We start from the raw sequence: 22,858 nt of genomic DNA on the forward strand, positions 1-22,858 counted from the left end.
AGAAGAACAAAGTCACCACCAATAACAAAGTCGTAATGAAGACGCTGATCGTCGATGACCACCTGCTGGTGCGCGAAGGCCTGCAGGCGATCCTGCGCCGCGCCTTCCCCGACATGACCTATGTCGAGGCGGCGGACGACCAGGCGATGTGGGCGGCGCTGCAGGCCCACCCGGACATCGGCCTGATCCTGCTCGACGTGCAGTTGCCCGGCGTCAACGGCGTCAACCTGCTGCCGCAGCTCACGCGCGACTACCCGAAGGCGCGCATCGTCATGCTCTCGGGCGACTACGACCGCGAGACGGTGGCCCGCTCCATCCAGCAGGGCGCCGCCGGCTTCCTGCCCAAGAGCCTGCTGGACCAGGTGCTGCTGTCCGCGCTGCAGCTGGTGCTGGTGGGCGGCATCTACATCCCCGCCGAGATCTTCACCAAGCCCGCGCCGCTGGCCTCGCCGGCCCCGGCGCCCGCGCCCCTCGCGCCCCTGGCCCCGGTGGCCCAGCCCACCCAGCCGGTGCCCGCGATCATGGTCGCGCCCCCGGTGTCCCCGCACGGCCGCGGCCCCAACCTCGGCCTCACCGAGCGCCAGCTCGAAGTGCTGTCCTACCTGCTCGAAGGCCTGTCCAACAAGCAGATCTGCCGCCAGCTGGACCTCGCCGAGGCCACCGTCAAGATCCATGTGCGCGCCATCCTGCGTTCGCTGCAGGTGAACTCGCGCTCCGAGGCCATCGTCGCGGCCTCGCGCCTGGGCATCCGCCCGGAGCATCCGGTCTCCCGCCCCGAGGGCGCGGCGCAGTGAGCTTGGGGCCGTCCCAGGCGGGCGGTCCTCCCCGCCTGCATCTCCTCGCGCTGGCGCGCTCGCTGCGCCAGCACCGCAGCCTGCTGCTGCGCCTGGTGCGCCGCGACGTCGCCAGCCGCTACCAGGGCTCGGCCGCCGGCCTGCTGTGGTCGCTGGCCACGCCGCTGCTGATGCTGGCGGTCTACCTCTTCGTCTTCGGCTACGTCTTCACGCCCCTGCGCGCGCCGGGCGCCAGCACCGCGCTGCCGACCTTCGGCCTCGGCCTGTTCGCCGGCATGCTCACGCACGCCCTGTTCGCCGACTGCCTGATCCGCGCGGTGCATGCCATCGTCAGCCAGCCCAGTTACGTCAAGAAGATCGTCTTCCCGGTCGAACTGCTGCCCCTCACCGTCCTGGGCAGCGCGCTGGTGCAGTACGCCATCGGCTGGGGCGTGCTGCTCGCGGCCACCCTGGCGGTGCTGGGCCTGTCGCCCGCCGTCGTGCTGCTGCCCCTGGTCACGCTGCCCCTCATGCTGGTGTGCGCCGGCGTGGCCCTGGGCATCGCGGCGCTCTCGGTCTACCTGCGGGACATCGGCCAGCTCACCGGCCTGGCCAGCACCGTGCTCATGTTCCTCTCCCCGGTCTTCTACCCGCTGGACAGCCTGCCCGACTGGCTGCGCCGGTGGATGCACCTGAACCCGCTGACCTTCCCCATCGAGGCCAGCCGCGACCTGCTGCTGCGCGGCCTCACGCCCGACTGGGCGGCCTGGGGCGTGTACGGCCTGGCCAGCGTCGGCGTGCTGTGGCTCGGGTGGGCCACCTTCGAGGCCCTGCGCCGGGGGTTCGCCGATGTCCTCTGACGCCTCGGCCAGCGCCAGCCCCAGCCCCAACGCCATCGAGGTGCGCGGCGTCGGCAAGACCTTCCGCATCTACGACAAGCCGCACCACCGCCTGCTGCAGACGCTGTGGCGCGGCCGCCGCAGCTGGTACCGCGAGTTCCAGGCGCTGCAGGACGTCTCCTTCGACCTCGCGCGCGGCGAGACCCTGGGCATCATCGGCCGCAACGGCGCCGGCAAGTCCACGCTGCTGCAGGTGATCTGCGGCACCCTCACGCCCACCGCGGGCGAGGCCCGGGTGCACGGGCGGGTGGCGGCACTGCTGGAGCTGGGCGCGGGCTTCAACCCCGAATTCACCGGCCGCGAGAACGCCGCCATCAATGCCTCCATCCTCGGCCTGTCGCCGCAGGAGGTGGAGGCGCGGATGGACGACATCATCCGCTTCGCCGACATCGGCGAGTTCATCGACCAGCCGGTCAAGACCTACTCCAGCGGCATGTACGTGCGCCTGGCCTTCGCCGTGGTGATCCACGTCGAGCCGGACATCCTCATCGTCGACGAGGCCCTGGCCGTGGGGGACGCGCTGTTCCAGGCCAAGTGCATGACGCGCATGCGCCGCATGCTCGATGACGGCCTGACCCTGGTCTTCATCAGCCATGACGTCGCGGCCGTCAAGGCCCTGTGCCGCAAGGCCCTGTGGCTGGACCATGGCCGCGTGCGCGCGCTGGGCGACACCGCCGAAGTCACGCGCCTGTACTCCGAGGACTGGATCCGCGAGGCCAACGCCGCGCAGGGCGTGGCGGTGGCCGAGGCCGAAGCCGCCACCGGGGCGGAGGAGGGCATGCCCGCGCCCGCCGCCGTCGGCACCGGCGCGGTGCGCCTCACCGCCATGGCCTGGGGCACCGGCGCCAGCCTGCAGCGCGAGGCCCTGGCCGACTGGGGCGACACCCTGCGCATCCGCGCCCGCGTGGTGGTGCGCCAGCCCTGCGAGCAGCTGGTCGTCTCCTTCCACGTGAAGAACCGCCAGAACCAGCATGTGGTCGGCGGCCACACCGGCCACCGCCCCGAGGTCTACGGCCGCCGCTGGCAGCCCGGCGAGGTGGTGGACGTGGAGTTCACCACCCCCGTGCAGTGGCACGACGGCGCCTACACCCTCACCATGCTCGCCGCCTCCATGGGCGACGTGCAGCATTACAGCGACGCCGTCTTCCACGACTGGGCCGACGACGTCGCCGCCCTCAGCGTCACCCGCCGCGCGGTCTTCCCGCTCTCCGACCTGGTGGAGCCGCCCGCGCAGGTGCGCGTGTCCCCCGCGCCGCGCTGGCTGGTGCTGGACGACTTCTTCCCCAACCTGCTCACCGGCTTCCGCGTCGCCGAGTACAACGCGCACCTGGATCGCTTCCCGCAGCTGGCGGTGCTGTCCTCGCTCGGCGACTTCGAGGCCCAGCATGCCCGCTACGCCGCCCGCTACCCGCAGCATGCGCAGCGGGTGCGCGCCTTCGAGCCGCAGCTCCTGGCGGGCGCGCAGCTGGCGTACCTGAACTTCCTGAACAACGCGGCGCAGTACCTGCCGCACCTGGAGCGCGCGGGCCTGCCCTTCGTGCTCACGCTCTACCCCGGCGGCGGCCTCGGCCTGGACGAACCCGAGAGCGACGCCAAGCTGCTGCAGGTGCTCTCGTCCCCGCGACTCGCCGGCCTGGTCTTCACCCAGCCCGTGACGCGCGACTACGTGCAGGCCTTCGCCCAGCGCCACGGCCTCACGCTGCCGCCCAGCACCTTCGTGCCCGGCGTGGTGGTGAACCCGCTGTACTTCGACGCGCCGGCCCATGGCCCGTACTTCGGCGCGGGCAAGGCCACGCTGGACATCTGCTTCGTCGCCGAGAAGTACATGCCCCAGGGCCTGAACAAGGGCTACCCCGAGTTCATCGCCGCGGCCCACGCGCTGGCCGATGTGCCGAACCTGCGCTTCTCGGTGGTCGGCAGCTTCACCGCCGACGACCTGGATGTCAGCGCCCTCGGCGACCGCATCCGCTTCCTGGGCCGCCTGGAGACCGGCGAGCTGCCCGCCTTCTTCGCCGCGCAGGACCTGGTGGTCTCCCCCAACCGCCCGCACCTGCTGCACCCCGGCAACTTCGACGGCTTTCCCACCGGCGCCTGCGTCGAGGCCGCCCTGTGCGGCGTGGCCGTCATGGCCACCGACGCCCTGGGCCAGAACCCCGGCTTCGTGGACGGCGAGTCCCTCCTGCTGCTGCCCGCCGGCGAGCCCGCGCAGATCGTGGCGGCCATCGTGTCCGGCGTGCGCGCCCTGGTGGCCGACCCCGCGCGCCTCGCCCCCCTGGCCGCCGCCGGCCGCGAGGCCACCCGGCGCTGGTACGACCCGCAGGCCCAGATCGCCCCGCGCCAGCAGGCCCTGGAGGCCGCGGCCGGCCGCCTTGGCCTGCCGGTATAAGCTCGGCCCTGCCTACCTTCGAGCCACCCCCGCGTCCATGACCGCCCCGCAAGCCCCCGCCTCCTTCGCGCAGCCGCTCTACGTGACGCGGCCGCTGCTGCCCCCGCTGGACGAATACCGCGCCCAGCTCGAGGCCGTGTGGGACTCGGGCTGGCTCACCAACGGCGGCGCGCAGCATGTGGCGCTGGAGTCGGAGCTGGCGCAGTGGCTGCAGGCGCCGCACCTCTCGCTGTTCAACAACGGCACCATCGCCCTCATCGTCGCCTGCCAGGCGCTGCGCATGGCGGGCGAGGTGATCACCACGCCCTTCACCTTCCCCGCCACGCCGCACGTGCTGACGTGGAACAACGTCACCCCCGTCTTCGCGGACATCGACCCCGAGACCCTGTGCCTGGACCCGAACCGGGTCGAGGGCCTGGTCACCGGCCGCACCAGCGGCATCCTGGGCGTGCACGTGTACGGCGTGCCCTGCGACGTGCAGGCCCTGGACACGCTGGCCCGCACCTACGGCCTGCGCGTGGTCTACGACGGCGCCCACGCCTTCGGCACCACCATTGGCGGCAAGCCGGTGGCCGCCTTCGGCGACGCCACCATGTTCAGCTTCCACGCGACCAAGCTGTTCCACTCCGCCGAGGGCGGCGCCCTCGCGGTGGCCGACCCGGACCTGAAGAAGCGCATAGACCTCCTCAAGAACTTCGGCATCAAGAACGAGGCCGAGGTCGTCATGCCCGGCATCAACGGCAAGATGAGCGAGCTGCAGGCCGCCCTGGGCCGCGTGGTCCTGCGCCATGTGGACGCCGAGCGCGAGCGCCGCGCCGCCCTGCGCGCCACCTACGAGCAGCGCCTGGCCGACCTGCCGGGCCTGCGCCTGCTGCCCATGCCCGCCGGCGTGAGCGACAGCCGCCAGTACCTGGTGCTGCGGGTGAACGAGGCCCAGGCCGGCGTGAGCCGCGACGTGCTGCACGAGCGCCTCAAGCGCTTCAACATCATCACGCGCAAGTACTTCCACCCCCTGTGCAGCGAGTACAGCTGCTACCGGCACCTGCCCTCGGCCCGCCCGGAGAACCTGCCCAATGCCTACCGGGTGGCCGGCGAGGTCATGACCCTGCCCCTGTTCGGCGCGCTGCGCCAGGACGAGGTGCACCAGGTGTGCGACGCCATCGCCTACAGCCTGCGGCATTGATGTGACCATGGCTCCCAAGGTCAGCGTCGTCATCGCCAGCTACAACCATGCGGACCATGTGCAGGCCTGCCTGCGCAGCGTGCTCTCGCAGGACTTCCAGGACTTCGAAATCGTCGTCACCGACGACGGCTCCGCCGACGCCACCGCCGAGCGCGTGCGCGAGCTGGCGGCGCAGGACCCGCGCATCTCGCTCGAGGCCCTGCCCGCCAACCGCGGCGCCTGCATCGCCATGAACCGCGCCATCCGCCGCGCGCGGGGCCGCTACATCGCGGTGCTCAATTCGGACGATGTCTTCCTCCCCGGCAAGCTCGCCCTGCAGGTGGCCTGGCTGCAGGCCCACCCCGAGGTGGGCGCCACCTTCGGCTGGCCCGCCTTCATCGACGAGCGCGGCCACCGCTTCCACGACGAATCGCACAAGGACCACGCCGTCTTCAAGGAAGGCAACCGCCCCCGCCATGCCTGGCTGCGGCACTTCTTCGAAAAGGGCAACGCCCTGTGCCACCCCACGGCGCTGGTGCGACGCGAGGTGTACGACACCGTGGGCCTGTACGACCCGCGCCTGGCCCAGGTGCCTGATCTGGACATGTGGGTCCGCGTGTGCAGCCGCTACGAGATCCATGTGATGCAGCAGCCGCTCACCGGCTTTCGCATCCTGGAGGGCCAGCGCAATGCCAGCGCCGCCCGCCCCGAGGTGGTGGTGCGTGATGCCTGGGAGCGCGCCATGGTCCTGCGCCGCTACCTGCAGCTGCCCCGCCGCGAGATCGACGCCGCCTTCCCCGAGTGGGCCGGCCGCCCGGATAGCGCCGCGCAGCTGCTGGCGCAGCATGCCCTCACGCTGGACTACCCGTTCTACCAGCGCTTCGCGCTCGACACCCTCTACGCCGAGCTCCCCGCCGACGACGATGCCCCCGGCCTGGACCCGCAGGCCTGGCGCCGCTTCATCGGCCTGACCGGCCGCACCGACCTGCACCGCCTCTACGCGAAGTGAACCCGACGCGGCCCCCATGCACACCTCCCAGCACCCCTACCTGAGCCGCCTCGACCACCTGCGCTTCCTGGCGGCGGCGCTGGTGGTGCTGTTCCACTTCTTCCACACCCATGTGGGCGACCTGCGTTCGGGCAACCCGCTGGTCTCGCTGGTCGACGAGGGCCACACCGGCATCGCGCTGTTCATGGTGATCAGCGGGTTCATCTTCACCGTGATCGCTGGCGACCGCGAGATCCACTACGCCGGCTTCCTGAAGAACCGCATCCTGCGCATCTACCCGCTGTTCGTCTTCGCGGTCTTCTTGCAGCTGATGGTCAGCACCTACAACGACCAGCGCAATTACGGCTTCCTGCAGCTGCTCTCGTGGCTGGTGCCTTTCCGCTCGGAGACGGTGCCCTTGTCGCCGTACTTCGTGCAGCTGTGGACCATCTGGGTCGAGTTCCAGTTCTACCTGGTCTTCCCCTTCCTGCTGGTGTTCACCCGCCGCTGGGGCGCGCGCTACCTGCTGGGGCTGCTGGGCCTGCTGCTGCTGGTGCGCTTGCTGGTCTTCGCGGCCTCGGGCAGCGTGCGCTTTCTGGCCTATGAAACCATCTTCGGTCGCATGGACCAGTTCATCGTCGGCATGCTGGTGGGCCTGGCCTGGGCGCGCCGGGAGCGGGGGCAGGGCGGGGCGGCCGGGGGGCTCTCGGCCGCGTGGCTGCTGCCGGCCGGGGTGGCGGTGCTCCTGGGCCTGCACGCCTTCAGCCGCAAGGTGGGCTTCTCTGAGCTGGCCAGCCCGGTGTGGATCGTCTGGCCGGTGATCGAGGCCGGCCTGTGGGCCGTCTTCCTGTGGGTCTACCTGCGGGCCCGCTGGCCGGCCCTGGGCGGCTTCGGCGCGGGGGTGGACCGGTCGCTGGCGGCGCTGGGCACGGCCAGCTTCTCGATCTACGTGATGCACAACCTCGTGATCGCCGCGTACAACGCCCGCCTGCCCCTGCTGGACCTGCCTGGCCCGCCGGGGCTGAAGGTGGTGGCCACTGGCCTGCTGGTGGTGCTGCCGGCGGTGGTGGTGCTGAGCGCGGTGACCTACACCCTCATCGAGCGGCCCTTCCTGGGCATGCGCTCGGGGTATCTGCGCAAGCCGGCATAAGGCCCGGGCCGGCGCAAGACCGGGCGGGAATAGGGCCTGGGCTAATCCGTCTCGGATTGGCAACGGGGAGGGATTACTCCCTTGGGTGTAGAGGGTTGCGATCCTGGGTGAGGTTGGTTTCGCAAGTCATTGATTTTCAATGGAATTTTTGCGGACTGGAGGGGTAAGACCTTTGCGTCGCCGCCACCCCCTCGCTTACCCCCTCGTAGCTCTGCCTTGAGTGAGAACCTCTCTCTACAATCGCGCTGCGAAGTTGGGTAGTGGTCACCCTGATCCCTGTCCCTTTGTTTTGCAAACCTTACCTAAAGGCAATCACATGTACTTCACCACCGGTGCTCAGCTGCAATCCGCTCTGAACGCTCTGCCCGCTTCCAAGAAGGGCAGCTACGTTGCTTTCGACGCCTTCTACTACGGCGCCACCTACATGACCGGCTACCAGGGCACCCTGTCCCCGATCGAGCACTTCGTGCAGATCGGCGCTGCCCGTGGCTACGCCCCGAACGCCTCGTTCAACCCCACCTACTACGCCGACGCCTACGCTGACCTGCGCGGCAAGGGCTTCGACGCTGCCGACCTGCTGTACCACTTCATGCAGTACGGCCTGGACGAGGGCCGCGCGCCCAACGCCACCCTGGCCAAGTTCGACGGCGCCGCCTACCTGGCCGCCAACGCCGACGTCGCCACCTACGTCAACGCCAACCTGGTCCAGTTCGGTGGCAGCGTCACCAACGGCGCCATCGCCCACTTCGTGAAGTTCGGCCAGTTCGAAGGCCGTACCGCTTACTACACGGGCACCGGCTCTGGCCAGACTTTCACGCTCACTTCCAGCATCGACACCGTTGCTGGCACCACCGGCGCCGATACCATCAATGCCCCGACTGGTACCTTCACTTCGCTGGACAACGTTGACGGCGGTGCTGGCACTGACACCATCAACGTCGTGTTTGGCGGTGACCTGGGTGCTGCTGCTGGCGCTACCGTCAAGAACGTCGAGGTCGCGAACCTGACCGCTGCCGCCGCGATTACCGCTGCAGACGTTTCCGGCTGGACTGGCCTGCAAACCCTGAACGTCGCCGGCAGCGCGGCTATTGCTGGCGTCAAGGCTGCCGCTACGACCGACGTCAATGTCCTCAACGGCCTGGCCGGCGTCACCGTGAACGGCGGCAAGAACGTCGTCGTGACCAACAGCACCGCTGGTGCCATCAGCGTCGGTGGTGTCACCGCAGCTGCCGGCAACGTGACCGCCACGAACACCTTCGCCACCGGTACTGTGGGCCTGAAGGGCGCTGGCGCTCTGACCGCCACCGCCAAGGACGGCGCTATCACCTTCACGAACGGCACGTCCGTTACCGCATCTACCGTCGACGCTGTGGCCCTGGCTACTCGCGTTGCCAACGTCGCTGCACAGACCGCTGCCACCGCCGCTAACACCGCTGCAACGGGTGACACCGACGCCGCTGGTGTGGCCAAGCTGGCTGCCTCCGCCAAGGTGACCGCCCTCACGACGCTTGCCACCGCCATCACCAACGCTACTGGCGTGTCCGCCGCTCAAACCGGCACCTCGATCCAGGCTGCCACCAAGACGGCTTACCAGGCTGGTGCCATCACCCTGGCCGACAAGGTCGCTATTGACGCTGCCTTCATCGGTGCGCTGTCTACCAGCCTGGCTGCTGCCAAGACGGCTGCGCAAGCTGTGTTGACCCCCCTGCAAACTGCCGCGACCGCCGCGAGCACCGCTGCCGCCGCAGCCGATTCCGCTAATGACGCTACCGCCCTGGCTGCAAAGAATGCCGCCGACGCAGTTGTTGCCGCCGACACCACGAAGGCCGGCCTGGTTGATGGCGTGACCGTTGCCGCCACGACCAACACCGCCCTGACCAGCGCTTCGGTGAAGGGCAACTACGGCGCCGCTGGTGTCGGTACCGGTGCCGCGTTCGCCAACGCGATCACGGACGCGTCCACTCTGAGCAACACGCTGACCACTGTCACGCTGGAGAACGCTGGCGCCACCGAGATCACTGGCCAGGCCGTGACCAACGTGTCTGCCACCGGCATGAATGCTGATGTGACCGTGACGAACTCGAGCGCGGCACACACGCAGAACTACACGCTGAGCGGTGTCACCGGCGGTACCTACACCGACGTCAACGCCACGACGGTGAATATCACCAGCAACGGCACGGCTACCAACGTGTTGACTGGCCTGTCGTCTACCCTGGCCACCAAGGTGAACGTGACTGGCGCTGCTGGCGTGAATTTCGGCACGACGACCCTGGCCGCAGCTGCCGTGATTGACGCCTCGCTGAACACCGGCAACAACACGATCAGCATCGCTGCTGGCCAGAAGTTCACCGGCGGCTCTGGTGTCGACACCGTGACCGCAGGCAATGCCCTCCAGACCGCCACGGTCGATGGCGGTGCAGGCACCGCTGACAAACTGATCCTTACCAACACGGCTGCCTTCGCTACCACCGGCGCTGCCAAGTTCCAGAACTTCGAAGTCCTGGAAACCTCGGTCGACGCTGACGTGAGCCGCTTCACTGGCTCGGCTATCACTAGCGTGACCATGTCCGGCACGACCGCTGTGACCGGTCTGAGCGCGGCCCAAGCTGCCAACGTGACGATCAAGGCTACCTCCACCCCGACCATTGGCGTTGCCGGTGCTGCTAACGTCGGCCAGCTCGACACCGTCGGCCTGACCATCAGCGACGGCCTGGCAGCGGTGAACACCATCGCCCTGACCGCGCCCGTGCTGACCGGTGTCGAAACCCTCAACATCACGGCGACGGACAACTTCAGCATCAGCGCCCTGACCAGCGCGACCGCCCTGACCAGCATCAACGTCACTGGCGCTGGCACCACCAGCATCACGACCGGCGCTCTGGCACTGAACGTGAACACCGTGATTGATGCATCCGCTGCCACTGGCGCGGTGACCATTTCTGCTCTCGGTGCGACCGCCAACGGCCTGAAGATCGTCGGTAGCGCCACCAAGGCCAACACCCTGACGGGTAACGCCCTGGCGAGCATCCTGACCGGTGGTTCGGCGAACGACACCATCACGGGCGGTGCTGGTAACGACGTGATTAGCGGTGGCGCTGGCAACAACGTCCTCAGCGGCGCTGCTGGCTCCAACACCATCACCGCTGGTGACGGTGACAACGTCATCACGGTGACCGGCTCCTCCGGTACCAACACCATCACGGTGGGCAATGGCTACAACACCATCACCGGTGGCTCCGGCGTCGACACCATCACTGTGGGTACGGGTGGCAACCTGGTGACTGGCGGTGCTGGCGGTGACGTCATCGTGTTCGGCGCTCACGCTGCCGGCGTGATGGATGGCATCGTCATGGCCGCTGCCGGCGACACCTGGACGGGTGCAAGCATCACCACCGGCGTCACTGTTCTGACCGGCATCGACAAGGTGACCGGCCTGAAGGCTGGTGACACGGTTGATCTCGTTGCTCTGAGCAACACGTTCACGGGCGCCACCGGTACGACGATTGCCTCTGCCACGACTACCACGGTGGCCACGGTTCGCGGTACCTTTGATGCCACGACCAGCATCTGGACCACGCTGGCCACGGGTACTGACACCCTGGTTGTCTATGACGCTGATGCAGCTGCGGGTGGCCTGGGTCTGGAGGCCATCGTGCTGATCGGCACGGTCGCTACCGGTACCGTCGCCGCTGGCGTGCTGACCCTGGCCTAAGCTCCTCTGGAGACAAGCACCCGCTTTTGCTAGCAGGTGCTTGATATAAGAGCCTATTGACCCGCCCTCTTGCGAGAGGGTGGGTTTTTTTATTTGGAGTAGGCGACATGCCAACCCTTAACTTTGATGGCAAGAAATACGATTTGAGCGATCTTTCTGACGAGGCCAAGGCGCAACTGGTCAGCATTCAATTTGTGGATCAGGAACTGGTGCGCCTGCAAGCGAAAATCGCTGCATTGCAGACCGCACGCATGGCCTATTCCAAGGCGTTGCAAGACGCCCTCCCAGCTTTTTCGCAGGGCGACACAATCAAGGTTTGAGGGATGCCGCGGCGAGGTCCGGCATTAACGTGACTGGAGTTGGGTCCTTGGGGTCAACCTTTAGCGGCCCCCGCTAATCGCGACGAATGACTTTCTGCGATCGTCCCCGCATTGCTAGGTTCCAGAGTTTCGCGGCCACCCACGGAGTCCATGGCGCGATTGGTTCTCGAATTATGGTGGCGCCGCTGCGCACCAGTCACCCGTCAAGATCACGGTCGCCGCGCCTTGCAGGGTCACGGGACCTGGGGTCTTGCATTAGCACCCAAGCTTCATGATTCAAGTCGCGCATCTTCGTCGCTGCCAAGACGCCAATACCAATAAAAAACCCGCCCTCTTTCAAGGGCGGGTTTCATCAGCTTCTCAAAATGGAGGTGACGGTGCTGACGCACCGAATTCCTCCTTCACGTCTCGCTGAGTTAGGCCAGCATCAGCGTGGTGCTGTCGCTGTTGAACGAGGCGGTGCTCAGATCAATCAGGCCGGTCAGCTTCACGATGAGGTCCGTACCGTTCGTGAAGGACGTAGCGTTGCTACGGTCTTCAACGATGTAGGTGTCACCACCGAACTGGAACCAGCTGATAGCGCCGACGGAAGCGCCGCCGTTACCTGCAGCTGCAGCGTTGGCATAGTCTTGGAAGACTGCCGTCGGAGCCAGCGTCACCTTGGTGCGGGCAAACGTTTCACCACCAGCGACACCCACGTCGGCAAACTTGATGAGATCGCCAGAAGCGGCATCAGTGATCGTCGAGTAGATGTTCGCGTTGGCACCCGTTGCCTGGATCACGAACGTATCCTTGCCAGCGCCACCGGTCAGGGTAGACAGACCGCCGTTGGTGGTCAGGGTGTCGTTGCCAGCGCCGCCAACCAGGGTCACGGCATTGGAGCCAGAGCCAGCATTCAGCGAATCGTTGCCAGAGCCACCAGTGATGGTTGCAGCAGTGGTCGTGTTCAGCGACGTGACGGTCAGAGCCGCCGTCATCGCAGAAGCGTCCAGCGAAGCAACCTTGGTGCTGCCAGTCATCGTGATGTTGAGGGCAGCATTGCCAGCAACGGTGACAGTGGTCGCATCTGCAGCCGTCAGCGTCAGCGTATTGCTGTTAGCACCTGCGGCAACGTCAGTGTCCGTAGAGGTAACGTTGATCGTTTCGACGTTAGCCGAGGTCACCGTGCCGCCGGTCAGGCTGCCAGCCGAGCTCAGAACGAGGTTCAGCACATCAGCAGTACCAGTGGATGCGTTGGTAACGTTGACCTGGTAGGCGCCGACCGTGTTCCCGGTGACAGTCAGCGTGCCACCCGACGCCATCTTGTCCAGCGTCAGGGTACCAGCGCTAGCACTGGAGGTGACTTGGGTGTAGTTGCCCAGCGTCGCGAGGTCCACGGTCTGAGTGCCGGTGGCGCCCGTCAGGCTCAGGACTTCGAAGCCCGAAACCTTCGTGGCGAAGACAGCCGTACCAGACGCGGTGACGGCGTCGGCAGCGACCATCTGCAGGGTGTCGGAACCAGCGCCGCCATCAATGGCACCGGTAACAGACGTCGTGCCGGAAGCCAGCGTGAGCTTGTCATCACCTGCGCCCAGCGAGATTGCCTTCGAGGGGGCAATAGCAGAAGTGGTGACGAAGTCGACACCCGAACCACCGGCGTAGGTGGCAGCAGTTGCATCGATCGTGATCACGTTCTTGCCGGTGGTAGCGGTCGTATCGACGCTGGTCACAGTGGAGCCACTCGCATCAAGGGTGATACCAGCGGAACCGCTCACGGCGACCGTCTTGAGCGCACCCAGAGACGAGCTCGACATGTCAACGGCCTTGGAGCCAGCGACGGTCAGCGCGGTCACGCCAGCACCGGTCACGGCCAGAACGGAGTCCGAGCCGGTGGTGGTGACGTTCAGGCTGGTGACCTTGCCGGACACGCCATCCAGGCTCAGGGTAGAACCAGTCGCAAGCTTGTTCACGGACAGCGCCAGGGCGGAGCTGGAGGTGTTGGTGTACACCGTGAAACCAGCGTTAGCGGCGCTGTTGGCCAGCGACAGCGAGGCCAGAGCGTCGGACTTGGCAAACGAACCGGTAGCGTAGCCGTCGACGGTCACAGTGCTGATCGTGTCAGCCACGGTGGTGTTGCTGTAGTTCTTGTCGGTGATCTGGACAGCGCCGTTGGCGATACCCACCTTACCGGTGACCGCAGCCGTCGCGCCCGAACCGTCGGCGACCTTGGTCACAGTTGCGGAGCCAGTGCCACCGTTAGACAGGTCGGTCACGCCAGTGTTGGCAGTCGACGAGGTGAAAGTCACGGTTGCAGTGCCAGAGATAGCGCTCGTGCTCCAGCCAGACAGCGAGCCGGTGAACGTGCCCTTGGCAGAAGAACCTTGCGTAGCGCCGTTTGCGAGGTTCGCAAAGGCTGCGGCAACTTCAGCGGCAGTGGCACCAGAGGAGCCGGCAGTGAAGGTCAGGCCACCGAGGACGATGGTCTGGCCGCTGGTGAGGGCACTGAATGCAACAGTGGCCGATTCAGTGACGCCAGCGACTGCGGTAACAGCGTTCGCTGCAGTCTGAGCGGCATCTTGCGTCGCGGTCACAGCCGTAGTAGCTGCGCCACCGGTGACGGTCACGGCGCTTTGAGTGACGGTGTAGTTGGTTGCGTCAGCGGCGGCGGCGGTCTTAGCGGCAGCGCTGGCGGCCGATTGGGCCACGGTAACAGTGGTGCCGCCCGTGATTGCGATCGCACCTTGCGTGAAGTCGGCAGCAGTCGACGTGGAATAGCCGCTGGTGTTAGCAACGGAAACGGCACCAGTCGGAGCGGTGGTCGCACCGATAGTCACGGTGCCGGTGGTCTGGCCGCTCGTAGTCACAGAGACAGTCGTACCGCCGTCGATTGCGATGGCGCCGGCACCTTGAGCGGTGTCGGTCACGGAGACCGTGCCGGAGACAGCAGTCGTTGCGCCGATGGTGACGTTGCCCGCAGTAGCTTGGCTCACGGAGACAGCGCCAGCGCTGCCGTCAATCACGACCGCACCAGCGGTGCCAGTGACGGTTGCGGAGACAGCCTTACCACCAGAAATTTGGACGGTCTGAGTGGATGCCACGTCAGTGACGGTCACGTCGGTCGTCGCTGCGGCCTTGACGTTCACAGTACCGGTAGCGTTTGCCTTGAAGTCGGTCAGGCCAGTGAAGCCCGACACGTCATACACGACCGCGGTCACGGCAGCGGTGGCTGCAGCGTTAGCGGTGGTGGTGGCGCTGGCGGTGGGAAGCAGGGAGGAGTCGGTGGCGCTAGAGAAAGCGATCACAGGCAGGGCCGTGCCAGCCACCGGGGCGGTAACCACAACCTTACCGGCATCCGCACCAGAACCAGCGGCAGCAACGCTAGCACCGGCCATGGCGTTCAGGGCGAGAACGACAGCGGCAATCAGTTCAGCTTGCGTTGCGCTGGCATCCGTCGACACGGTCGTCGACAGAGTGCCGTAGCTAACCAGAACAGAGCTGCTGTTGGCGGGAGAGGCACTGAAGGTGTACTTGTTCACTTGAGCCACGGCGGAGGAACCAGCGGAACCCGCACGACCAACCGAACCAGTAGCGGTGACAGCCATCGATTCGATGTTCTTCACCACAACGCCAGCAGGCACGCCAGAAGCGGAAGCACCGCTGGTGTCGGTCACGGCGAGGGAGTCCGTGCCAGCGCCGCCGTCCAGAGAGTCGAGAGCAGTGAAAGTCGAGCCGGTGGCATTGATGACGTCAGAGCCCGTCGTACCAGTGACAGTGTCAACACCAGTAGTGAGCGAACTCGTCGCCTCACTTTCTTCACCTCCTATTCACTTCCCAACGCCTCCCCCTCCAACGCCCCCTCAACGACCCACTCCGACCCCAACGACCCGCCCCGACGGCAAAGTCCGGCCTTTTCCCCCGCCGCACCCATGCCCGTCGCCCGCCTCACCCCCGCCCTCATCGACACTCTCGCTTGCCCGCCCGGCCGCGCCCATTGGGAAGTCTTCGACACTCTGCTCCCCGGCCTCTATGTCGACGTGCAGCCCTCCGGCCGCATGGCCTTCCGCCTGCGCTATCGCACGGGCCCCGGCGCACGCCGTCACCTCACCCTCGGCAATGCGCGCGTGATCACCGTGCAGGAGGCGCGCATGCAGGCCCGCGAGGCGCTGCGCCGCGCACACGCCGGGGGTGACCCGGCCACCGCCCCTGCCCACGCGCTCGGCCCCACCGTCGCCCGCTTCTTCGAGGGCGACTACCTGCCCTATGCCCGCAGCTACAAGCGCAGCTGGGGCTGCGATGCCTCGCTGCTGCGCCACCACGTGCTGCCCGCCCTCGGCCACCGCCCCCTGGGCGACCTCACCACCCCCGACATCGCCCGCCTCGTGGCCGCCATGCAGGACCGCGGCTACGCCAAGGGCACCATCAACCGCGTGCTGGTGCTGCTTCGCTACGGCTACACCCTGGCCCTGCGCTGGCAGACGCCGGGCGTCACCGCCAACCCGGTGAAGGACCTGCGCAACCTGCGTGACGACAACCGCATCGAGCGCTACCTCTCCCCGGCCCAGGCCCGCGCCCTCTCCGCGGCCGTGGCGGCCAGCGAGAACCCGGCGCTGCGCTTCGTGGTGGCCTTCCTCCTGTACACCGGCGCCCGCAAGCGCGAGGTGCTCGACGCCCGCTGGGCCGACGTGGACCTGGCCCGCCGCACCTGGCGCATCGCCCGCACCAAGTCCGGCAAGGTGCGCCATGTGCCGCTCTCCCTCCAGGCCGTGGCGCTGCTGCGCGAGCTGCGCGCCTCGCAGGCCGAGGGCGAGGCCTGGCTGTTCCCCAACCCGCGCACGGGCCGGCCCTTTCTCTCCCTCTTCACCAGCTGGAACCGCGCCCGCCGCGCCGCCGGCCTGCCCGACTTCCGCCTGCACGACCTGCGCCACAGCTTCGCCAGCTTCCTCGTCAACGCCGGCCGCAGCCTCTACGAGGTCCAGGAGCTGCTCGGCCACGCCGACCTGCGCACCACCACCCGCTACGCGCACTTGAGCCGCGAGCGCTTGTTCGAAGCCGTGGAGGCGGTGCCGGGGATGTGAGGGGCGGGGTCAGGTCTTGCATCAACGCGACCGAATCCTTGGCGGGGCCAACGGCCGCGTCTGCTCATTCCAACGCAGCCGCACAGGCTCGTTGCCGGGCCATCGGTGGCGCCTCTACCCTGCGGGGGTCGGGATGTTGGATTATTCCGAAATTGGAATAAAATGGAGGGCCCGCATGAGAGCAAGTCCGAAGCAACTGCGCTGGCTTGGCGACAGCCTGGAGGTGGTCAAGACCTTTTCCGACGAAGCCAAGCGCTCGGCTGGCCACCAGTTGGGACTGGTGCAATCCGGAGTGGATCCCTTGGACTGGAAGCCCATGGAAACCGTCGGCGCGGGCGTGAGGGAGATTCGGATCCGGGTCGAGACAGCCTGCCGGGTGATGTATGTCGCCAAGTTCAATGAGGCCGTCTACGTGCTCCATGCGTTTGTGAAGAAGTCCAGCAAGACCAACAAGCAGGACATAGACCTTGCTGCTGACCGATATCGGGCATTGATCAAGGCAAGGAGTGCAAGATGACTGAACTCAAAGTGACCCAGGGCGGCGCCAACATCTTCGAAGACCTTGGGTTTGATATTCAAGAGTCGCAGAACCTGCTGTTGCGCTCTCAGACGATGATCGCGCTGGCGCAATGGTTCAACGCCAGCGGCCTCACGCAGGCAGCCGCGGCGAAAACGCTGGGGGTCACCCAGCCGCGCTTCAATCAGCTGCTCAAGGGCAAGATTGAAATCTTCAGCCTCGATGCCCTTGTGAACATGGCCACGAACGCAGGCATGCAGGTGGCGCTGACCATTCGCCCGCTCCCCTCCGTGAGGGTCCGCAGCGCGGCACCCCCCAAGACCGCGCAGGCCTCCAGGCGCCGTCACGCATGAGAGAGGGGAGGCCTTGCACTAACGCGACAGCTCCCAAGGTCACTTCGACAAGCGTTGATGCAAGACCTCACCCCATCGCCCCATCGCCCAGGCCGGACAGCGCTTGATCTTGCTGCTCGTGGGCGGCGACAAACGCCGCCAGCAAGCCCTGTTGACGGCACTGCGGCATATCGCTGAGGCGCAGGGCATGTCTGCGGTCGCCCGGCGCGCGGGGATCCCGAGCACGGGGTTGATGGGTCAGGTATTGCACCAACGCGACTACGGGCTCCCGCCGCCCACGGCTGGAGCCCAACGCCCGTTGATGCAAGACCCGACCCCATGACCCCGCGTCATGTAGAGTCGCCCCTCGGATTCACGACACATTTCGATACACGATGGGCCGCCCCTCGATCGCTGAACTACTGAACGCTTCCGGCCATACCACCTACACCCTCGACCTTGTGATGCGCGCCGTGTACTCGCTGTACGGCAACATCGGCGCGGGTCTCGATGAGCGCAACTGGTCTTCCATCATGGCCAGCGCCGACCCCCTGGCGGCTTCCGAGCGCGCCCTGGTCGCGATGTACCAGGACAGCAGCTACCTGCTGCGCAATGCCAACCACCTCGTCAACTCGGGGTACGTGCCGGCACAGGCCGAGATCACCTACCGGCAGATGTATGACCGTCTGGGCCTGGTCTACAAGCCGGACTGGTCGGTGGGGACGAGCTACGAGAGCCTGGGGCCTCTCACCATGCCTCAGCTGATCGCGCAGGTGCTTCCGCCTCCCCCGCCGCCCACCCTCAGCGTGGACCACTCCGTCAACGGTCTGGTGGTCCGTGTCAATGTCAATGGGCAAGTGAGCGTGTCCGTCTCGGGCAGTCTCGGCAATTTCAGCGCGGGCGACACGGTCCTCGTTGAGCAAGGCTCGATCAAGGAGGGCTACCTCTCGCTGTCCGCCAATGGCCAGACCAGTCCGGCCACGAGCCAGTATGTGGTGCTGGGCACGGGTGGCAACGATGCGATCGACACCTCGGCTTCCGGGACGCGGGTCAACTACCTGTTCGGCGGTGCCGGCAACGACACCCTGACCGCAGGCAGCGGTGATGACGTGATCCACGGCGGCGCGGGCCAGGACACGCTCCAGGGTGGCTACGGTGCCGATACGCTCTACGGTGGCGATGGGGACGACCGGTTCATCTACCGCGAGAGCGGTCTACTGCGCCAAGGGTTGGGCCTTGCTGACCGAATCGATGGTGGCGCCGGGACCAACACCCTGGTCATCGGCAACAACGTGGGCACCCAGAACGGGTTCGAGATCGACAGCGCCATGAGTTGGGCGCGGATGTCGAACGTGAGCCGGATCGAGGCGGTGGGCCCGCAGATGGCGGGGTTCTACCTCGAGTTCGGCGACGACGCCCATGAATCGGGCCTGCGCATGGTGGACTTGTCGTCGGACACGGAAACCACGGGCATGAACATCAACACGATCAACGTGTCCACGGAGACGGGAACGAGCAACGGCTACACCCTGGTGGGCTCGGCCTACGTCGACCGCATCACGGGCGGTGCGGGCCCCGACGTCGTCACCGGCGGGGGCGGCGCCGACAAGATGCTGGGTAAGGGCGGCAATGATGTCTTCGTGATGTCCGAAGACACCGCCAGCGGCGAGCGCATCAACGGCGGCAGCACGGCGAGCAACGAGGTCAACTCCATCCGCATTGACGCCACCGCCAACCTGACCAACTTGCTGGCCACCAATGCCGACGGGTCGGCCGATACCCTGTACGGCCTGCTGACCGATGGCGCCATCAACCAGGTGGTTCTCAATGGCGACAGTGCCAACGTCACCTTCCAGGGCGACTTCATCACCGGGCAGGCGATCAACTTCGCCAAGGTCAATTCGGCCGATACGAGCGATGTGGTGATCAATGTGTCCGCGGGGGCCTCGCGCGACTTCAGCGCGCTCACCTTCCAGGCCAACTTCAGGGACTCGGGCTACCACGGCCTCACCTCAGGGACCAATGCGTTGACCTTCAACGTCGTCGGTGGCGCTGCGGGGGTGACGTTGGTGGGCTCCTCGATCGGTGACGTCATCAACGGCGGCGACGGTGACGACACCCTCAAGGGTGGCACCGGCGTCGACCGCCTCACCGGTGGCCTCGGCCATAACCGGTTTATCCAGAGCCTGGGGGACTCCGAGTACCTCTCGGAGTCCTTGAGCACCATTGCGAACCGCTCAGCCAGTGGCCAATTGGCCAATGGCGATACGCTGAAGTATCCGAACGGCCAGGTCGACATCGTGACGGACTTCGACTCGTCGAAGGACTTGCTGGACGCCACCACCAGCGGTGCCATCTACACGAGCGGGCTACTGTGGATGAATTACGTCCGCGGCCAAGGCCACTATGCCCGTGGCACCTGGGATGGCACCGACCAATTCACCATTGACTACACCAGCGGCCGGGACATCCTGTACTTCGTCTCCCTCAACGGCGCCAACCTCGCCTTCAATGTCTTTGATATCGCCAACGGCGCCATCATCCTGGTCGGGGCGGGAGCGACGGGCTTCAGCGCGTCCAACATCGTATGACGGGGAGAGGGGGCCTTCGCTGCGCTGAAAGAGGGGTGGGGTCAGGTCTTGCATCAACGGGTCTTGCATCAACGCGACCGAATCCTTGCCGGGTCCAACGGCCGCGTCTGTTCATTCCAACGCAGCCGCACGAATGCGTTGCCGGGCCAGCGGTGGCGCCTCTACTACGCCCAAGCCGGACAGCGCTTGATCTTGCTGCTGGTGGGCGGCGACAAACGCCGCCAGCAAGCAGACATTGATCTGGCCCACGGGTATTGGGCTGATTGGCAGCACCGAAGGAAGTTGAAATGACCACCGCGAAAGCAAGCCGCGCGCATGACGAGACCATCGTCGAGATGCTCAGGGCCGACCAGGGGTTGCCAACGAATACCTGGCCGCGGCCCTGGACGAAGCCGACCAACCCGGCGGCCAGCAGGCCCTGTTGACGGCACTGCGGCATATCGCTGAGGCGCAGGGCATGTCCGCGGTCGCCCAGCGCGCGGGGATCCCGAGGGAGTCCCTGTACCGCGCTCTCGGGCCACGGGGGAACCCGACGATCAAGACCTTGCTGGCTGTCGTCAATGCTTCAGGCTTGCATTTGTCGGTGTCTCGAGGTTGATGGAGTCACGACTTCGTCCAAGGATTGAACGTTTCAACGGGCAGCCCGTTGAAGTCTTTCACGTTGCGCGTGACCAGGACGAGGCCATGGGTCAGGGCTGTGGCGGCTAGCAAGCTGTCAATGGCCGGCAGGGGCCAGCCAGCAGCGGCAACGAGCCGCCCCCAGCGATCGGCCACAGCTGAATCAATGGCATGGACCCGGCCGGTGAAGAACGCGGGCAACTCGGTTTCGAGCCAGTCCAGCAGCGCTTGCCTGCGAGCCTGGTCACCCACTGCCTCGATGCCCTTGCGAATCTCCCCCAGCGTGAGCACGCAGAGGTGCAACGTGAGGGGACGTCGTTACGAAAACCAGTCGACCACGCCCGGGTTGGGCGCCTTGCGCCGCAACTCGGAGAGCACGTTGGTATCGACCAGGTAGCTCAAAACGATACCTTGCGGGTGCGGCTGCGGTCACGCTCCAATTCGATGCCTTCGGCCTCATGGAGCGGCGAACGCCGCATGTAATCCACGAGCGACTTCTGGGCCTGGGACAACTTGTCGAAGGTCTCGCGGGACACGACCACGGCCACGGACCTGCCGTGCAAGGTGATGTCTTGCGGCTGCGTTTGGGCGCGCTTGACCAGCTCGGACATCCGCGCCTTGGCTTCCTGCATTTGCCATGTGTGCATCTTCGACCACCTCATACTGACCAGACAGGTCAGATTTAAAGGGCGATCAGCCTAGCAGGCCATTTCATGGCCTGTGCGCCTGTGGTGTTTGACGGGCAGCGCCTTCGGTTTCGACAGCTTCACCACCGGCGCCATCCCCGCCGTTGCGGCCATGTCCATCAGCATGTCCAGCGAGAACAGGTTGATCTTTCCACGCATCAGGTCCGAGACCCTGGGCTGGGTCACGCCAAACAGCTGCGCTGCCTCGGCTTGCGTCATGCCCCGCCCTTCGATCAGGCGGGCCAGCTCCATCATGAGCGTGGATCGCGCCCTCATGCTGGCCGCCGCCTGGGGGGTGTCCTCGATGGCATCCCAGACGCTCGCGAATTTTTGACTCTTCATGATTCGATCTCCTTGAGCAGTTGCTTCAAGCGCCGGACTGCGAGGTCGATGTCTTTCTTTGTGGTCTTCTCTGTCTTCTTCTGGAAGCAATGCAATACGTAGACAGCTTGTTCAAGTTTGGCCAGGTAGATGACTCTGAAAGTGCCCGCCTCATCCCAAAGCCTCAGCTCGGTCACCGCCTTCCCGATGCTGGGCATGGGCTTGGAGTCATTGGGGAGGAAGCCGTTCTGGATCCGGTCGAGTTGGTAACCCGCCTCCCGCATCACGGAAGACGGGAATGCTCGAAGGTCATCCAACGAACTGCCCAGAAACTCAATGTCCTTCATTGGCGATGATATACAAGGTTTTGTATTTTTCAAGCCCGGGAAGATCGAGGTCGAACGGGGGCGAAAGGGGGCGAAAGGGGGGTCAGGTCTTGCATCAACGCGACCGATCGCCCCCCCCCCCCCACCCCACTCCCCCTGACCGCCCGACTCACCGTGGAGTAATGCACCCCGAAGTGCTCCGCGATCTCGCGCAGCGAATAGCCGCCGCTGGCGTAGGCGTGCGCCATGGCCTGTGAGGCGTTGGGCGCCCCCGCCGCGTAGTCCGCCAGCGTCTGCGGCTTGGCGTGGCGCTGCAAGCGGGGCACCTCCGCGGGCGCCTGCGCGGCGCGCGCCTGCCCCAGCACCCGCTGAACGAAGGGCTCACTGCCCAGGATGCCTTGCCCCGCAGCGTCTCGCAGCGGGCTCGCGAGGCCGATGCCTCCAAGCACGAAGCGGCGGTATCGATCCATGGCCACAGCCCTGTCCCGTGCGAACCGGGCCAGGAGCCAGTCAACGTCGAGCCAGCCCGGCGCAGCGTGCAGGCCCGCCGTGGCATGCCAGGAGCTCCAGGGCCAGTCGCCTGGCAGCCGCACCATGCCGCCCCTGACGGGGTTGAGGACGATGTAGCGGCTCAACTCCAGCAAATGCGACTCCTTCTCCACCACGATGGCCTTGAAGCGGCCCTGGAACAGGTGCCCGGTTCGCTCGTGGCGCCGGTTGCTCCATTGGGTGAAGACGCCATTCAGGTGCCGCATGCCCCGCGACAAGGTGGGCTCCACGGTTTCCACCATCAGGTGGTAGTGGTTGGTCATCTGGCACCAGGCATGGCAGACCCAGTGGAAGCGGTCACAGGCCTCCGCCAGGAGATCGAGCCAGACCCGGCGATCGTGGTCGTCCTCGTAGATGGCCTCGCGGCGATCTCCGCGAGATGTCACGTGGTACAGGCAGCCAGGGAATTCGATGCGAAGCGGTCGAGCCATCGCCGCAGCCTAGGCGGGCAGGCGATTCAGCGCAAAGGAC

The 22,858-nt window shown here is 66.3% G+C and carries 19 protein-coding genes and 1 pseudogene; 14 read left to right on the forward strand and 6 right to left on the reverse strand.

The annotated features are described in order from the left end of the window. The first annotated feature begins 35 nt into the window (after positions 1-35). From ACT80S_RS03470 to ACT80S_RS03505, 8 genes are all read left to right on the forward strand, one after another. The gene (locus ACT80S_RS03470) at positions 36-794 is read left to right on the forward strand and encodes a response regulator (RefSeq protein ID WP_377412676.1); all 759 of its coding nucleotides are present in this window, start codon (positions 36-38) and stop codon (positions 792-794) included. After that, positions 791-1,633, forward strand: a complete 843-nt coding sequence (locus ACT80S_RS03475; protein WP_377412677.1) for an ABC transporter permease — start codon at positions 791-793, stop codon at positions 1,631-1,633. The genes ACT80S_RS03470 and ACT80S_RS03475 overlap by 4 nt, the downstream gene beginning before the upstream one ends. Further along, positions 1,623-4,058, forward strand: coding sequence for an ATP-binding cassette domain-containing protein (locus ACT80S_RS03480; protein ID WP_377412679.1), 2,436 nt, complete (start codon positions 1,623-1,625; stop codon positions 4,056-4,058). Before ACT80S_RS03475 ends, ACT80S_RS03480 begins: the two co-directional genes overlap by 11 nt. A 37-nt stretch (positions 4,059-4,095) precedes the next feature. Next, a complete protein-coding gene (locus ACT80S_RS03485; protein WP_377412681.1) occupies positions 4,096-5,241 on the forward strand; it encodes a DegT/DnrJ/EryC1/StrS family aminotransferase in 1,146 nt (381 codons plus the stop codon). A gap of 7 nt (positions 5,242-5,248) precedes the next feature. After that, complete coding sequence (locus ACT80S_RS03490) at positions 5,249-6,229, forward strand: glycosyltransferase (RefSeq protein WP_377412683.1); 981 nt, start codon at positions 5,249-5,251, stop codon at positions 6,227-6,229. A gap of 16 nt (positions 6,230-6,245) precedes the next feature. Then, the gene (locus tag ACT80S_RS03495) at positions 6,246-7,358 is read left to right on the forward strand and encodes an acyltransferase family protein (protein WP_377412685.1); all 1,113 of its coding nucleotides are present in this window, start codon (positions 6,246-6,248) and stop codon (positions 7,356-7,358) included. A 316-nt stretch (positions 7,359-7,674) separates the two neighbouring features. Continuing rightward, entirely contained in the window at positions 7,675-11,073 is a 3,399-nt protein-coding gene (locus tag ACT80S_RS03500; RefSeq protein ID WP_377412686.1) for a beta strand repeat-containing protein, read from the forward strand. Positions 11,074-11,180: 107 nt separating this feature from the next. After that, entirely contained in the window at positions 11,181-11,393 is a 213-nt protein-coding gene (locus ACT80S_RS03505; RefSeq protein ID WP_377412688.1) for a DUF6447 family protein, read from the forward strand. A 416-nt stretch (positions 11,394-11,809) separates the two neighbouring features. Here the strand turns inward: ACT80S_RS03505 and ACT80S_RS03510 are convergent, their stop codons facing one another. Then, the gene (locus tag ACT80S_RS03510; RefSeq protein WP_377412690.1) at positions 11,810-14,992 is read right to left on the reverse strand and encodes a beta strand repeat-containing protein; all 3,183 of its coding nucleotides are present in this window, start codon (positions 14,990-14,992) and stop codon (positions 11,810-11,812) included. A gap of 306 nt (positions 14,993-15,298) precedes the next feature. Here ACT80S_RS03510 and ACT80S_RS03515 point away from each other — a divergent pair, with 306 nt between their 5' ends. The 6 genes from ACT80S_RS03515 to ACT80S_RS03540 all read left to right on the forward strand — a co-directional run bounded on the left by ACT80S_RS03515 (position 15,299) and on the right by ACT80S_RS03540 (position 20,485). Beyond that, complete coding sequence (locus ACT80S_RS03515) at positions 15,299-16,447, forward strand: tyrosine-type recombinase/integrase (RefSeq protein ID WP_377412692.1); 1,149 nt, start codon at positions 15,299-15,301, stop codon at positions 16,445-16,447. Positions 16,448-16,622: 175 nt separating this feature from the next. Next, a complete protein-coding gene (locus ACT80S_RS03520; RefSeq protein ID WP_377412694.1) occupies positions 16,623-16,964 on the forward strand; it encodes a type II toxin-antitoxin system RelE/ParE family toxin in 342 nt (113 codons plus the stop codon). Then, complete coding sequence (locus tag ACT80S_RS03525) at positions 16,961-17,317, forward strand: helix-turn-helix domain-containing protein (protein ID WP_377412695.1); 357 nt, start codon at positions 16,961-16,963, stop codon at positions 17,315-17,317. Before ACT80S_RS03520 ends, ACT80S_RS03525 begins: the two co-directional genes overlap by 4 nt. A gap of 374 nt (positions 17,318-17,691) precedes the next feature. Then, on the forward strand, positions 17,692-19,887 hold the full coding sequence (locus tag ACT80S_RS03530) for a hypothetical protein (protein WP_377412697.1): 2,196 nt from the start codon (positions 17,692-17,694) through the stop codon (positions 19,885-19,887). Between the two features lie 287 nt (positions 19,888-20,174). Further along, positions 20,175-20,312, forward strand: a complete 138-nt coding sequence (locus ACT80S_RS03535) for a hypothetical protein (protein ID WP_377412699.1) — start codon at positions 20,175-20,177, stop codon at positions 20,310-20,312. Next, on the forward strand, positions 20,309-20,485 hold the full coding sequence (locus ACT80S_RS03540; protein WP_377412701.1) for an addiction module antidote protein: 177 nt from the start codon (positions 20,309-20,311) through the stop codon (positions 20,483-20,485). The genes ACT80S_RS03535 and ACT80S_RS03540 overlap by 4 nt, the downstream gene beginning before the upstream one ends. A 5-nt stretch (positions 20,486-20,490) precedes the next feature. On the opposite strand, the pseudogene ACT80S_RS03545 reads toward ACT80S_RS03540, so the two are convergent. From ACT80S_RS03545 to ACT80S_RS03565, 5 genes and pseudogenes are all read right to left on the reverse strand, one after another. Next, positions 20,491-20,907 (reverse strand): annotated as a pseudogene (locus tag ACT80S_RS03545) (type II toxin-antitoxin system VapC family toxin). After that, the gene (locus tag ACT80S_RS03550; RefSeq protein ID WP_377412703.1) at positions 20,904-21,152 is read right to left on the reverse strand and encodes a type II toxin-antitoxin system Phd/YefM family antitoxin; all 249 of its coding nucleotides are present in this window, start codon (positions 21,150-21,152) and stop codon (positions 20,904-20,906) included. Before ACT80S_RS03550 ends, ACT80S_RS03545 begins: the two are co-directional and overlap by 4 nt. Positions 21,153-21,203: 51 nt before the next feature. After that, positions 21,204-21,533 carry a helix-turn-helix domain-containing protein gene (locus ACT80S_RS03555; protein WP_377412705.1) on the reverse strand — a complete coding sequence of 110 codons (330 nt, stop codon included), beginning with the start codon at positions 21,531-21,533 and terminating at the stop codon, positions 21,204-21,206. Beyond that, positions 21,530-21,859: a type II toxin-antitoxin system RelE/ParE family toxin gene (locus ACT80S_RS03560; protein ID WP_377412707.1), complete on the reverse strand. Its 330-nt coding sequence runs from the start codon at positions 21,857-21,859 to the stop codon at positions 21,530-21,532. The genes ACT80S_RS03555 and ACT80S_RS03560 overlap by 4 nt, the downstream gene beginning before the upstream one ends. A 29-nt stretch (positions 21,860-21,888) precedes the next feature. After that, entirely contained in the window at positions 21,889-22,818 is a 930-nt protein-coding gene (locus ACT80S_RS03565; protein WP_377412709.1) for a transposase, read from the reverse strand. Between the last annotated feature and the right edge of the window lie 40 nt (positions 22,819-22,858).

It is taken from the genome of Ramlibacter sp. MAHUQ-53, from assembly GCF_052600055.1.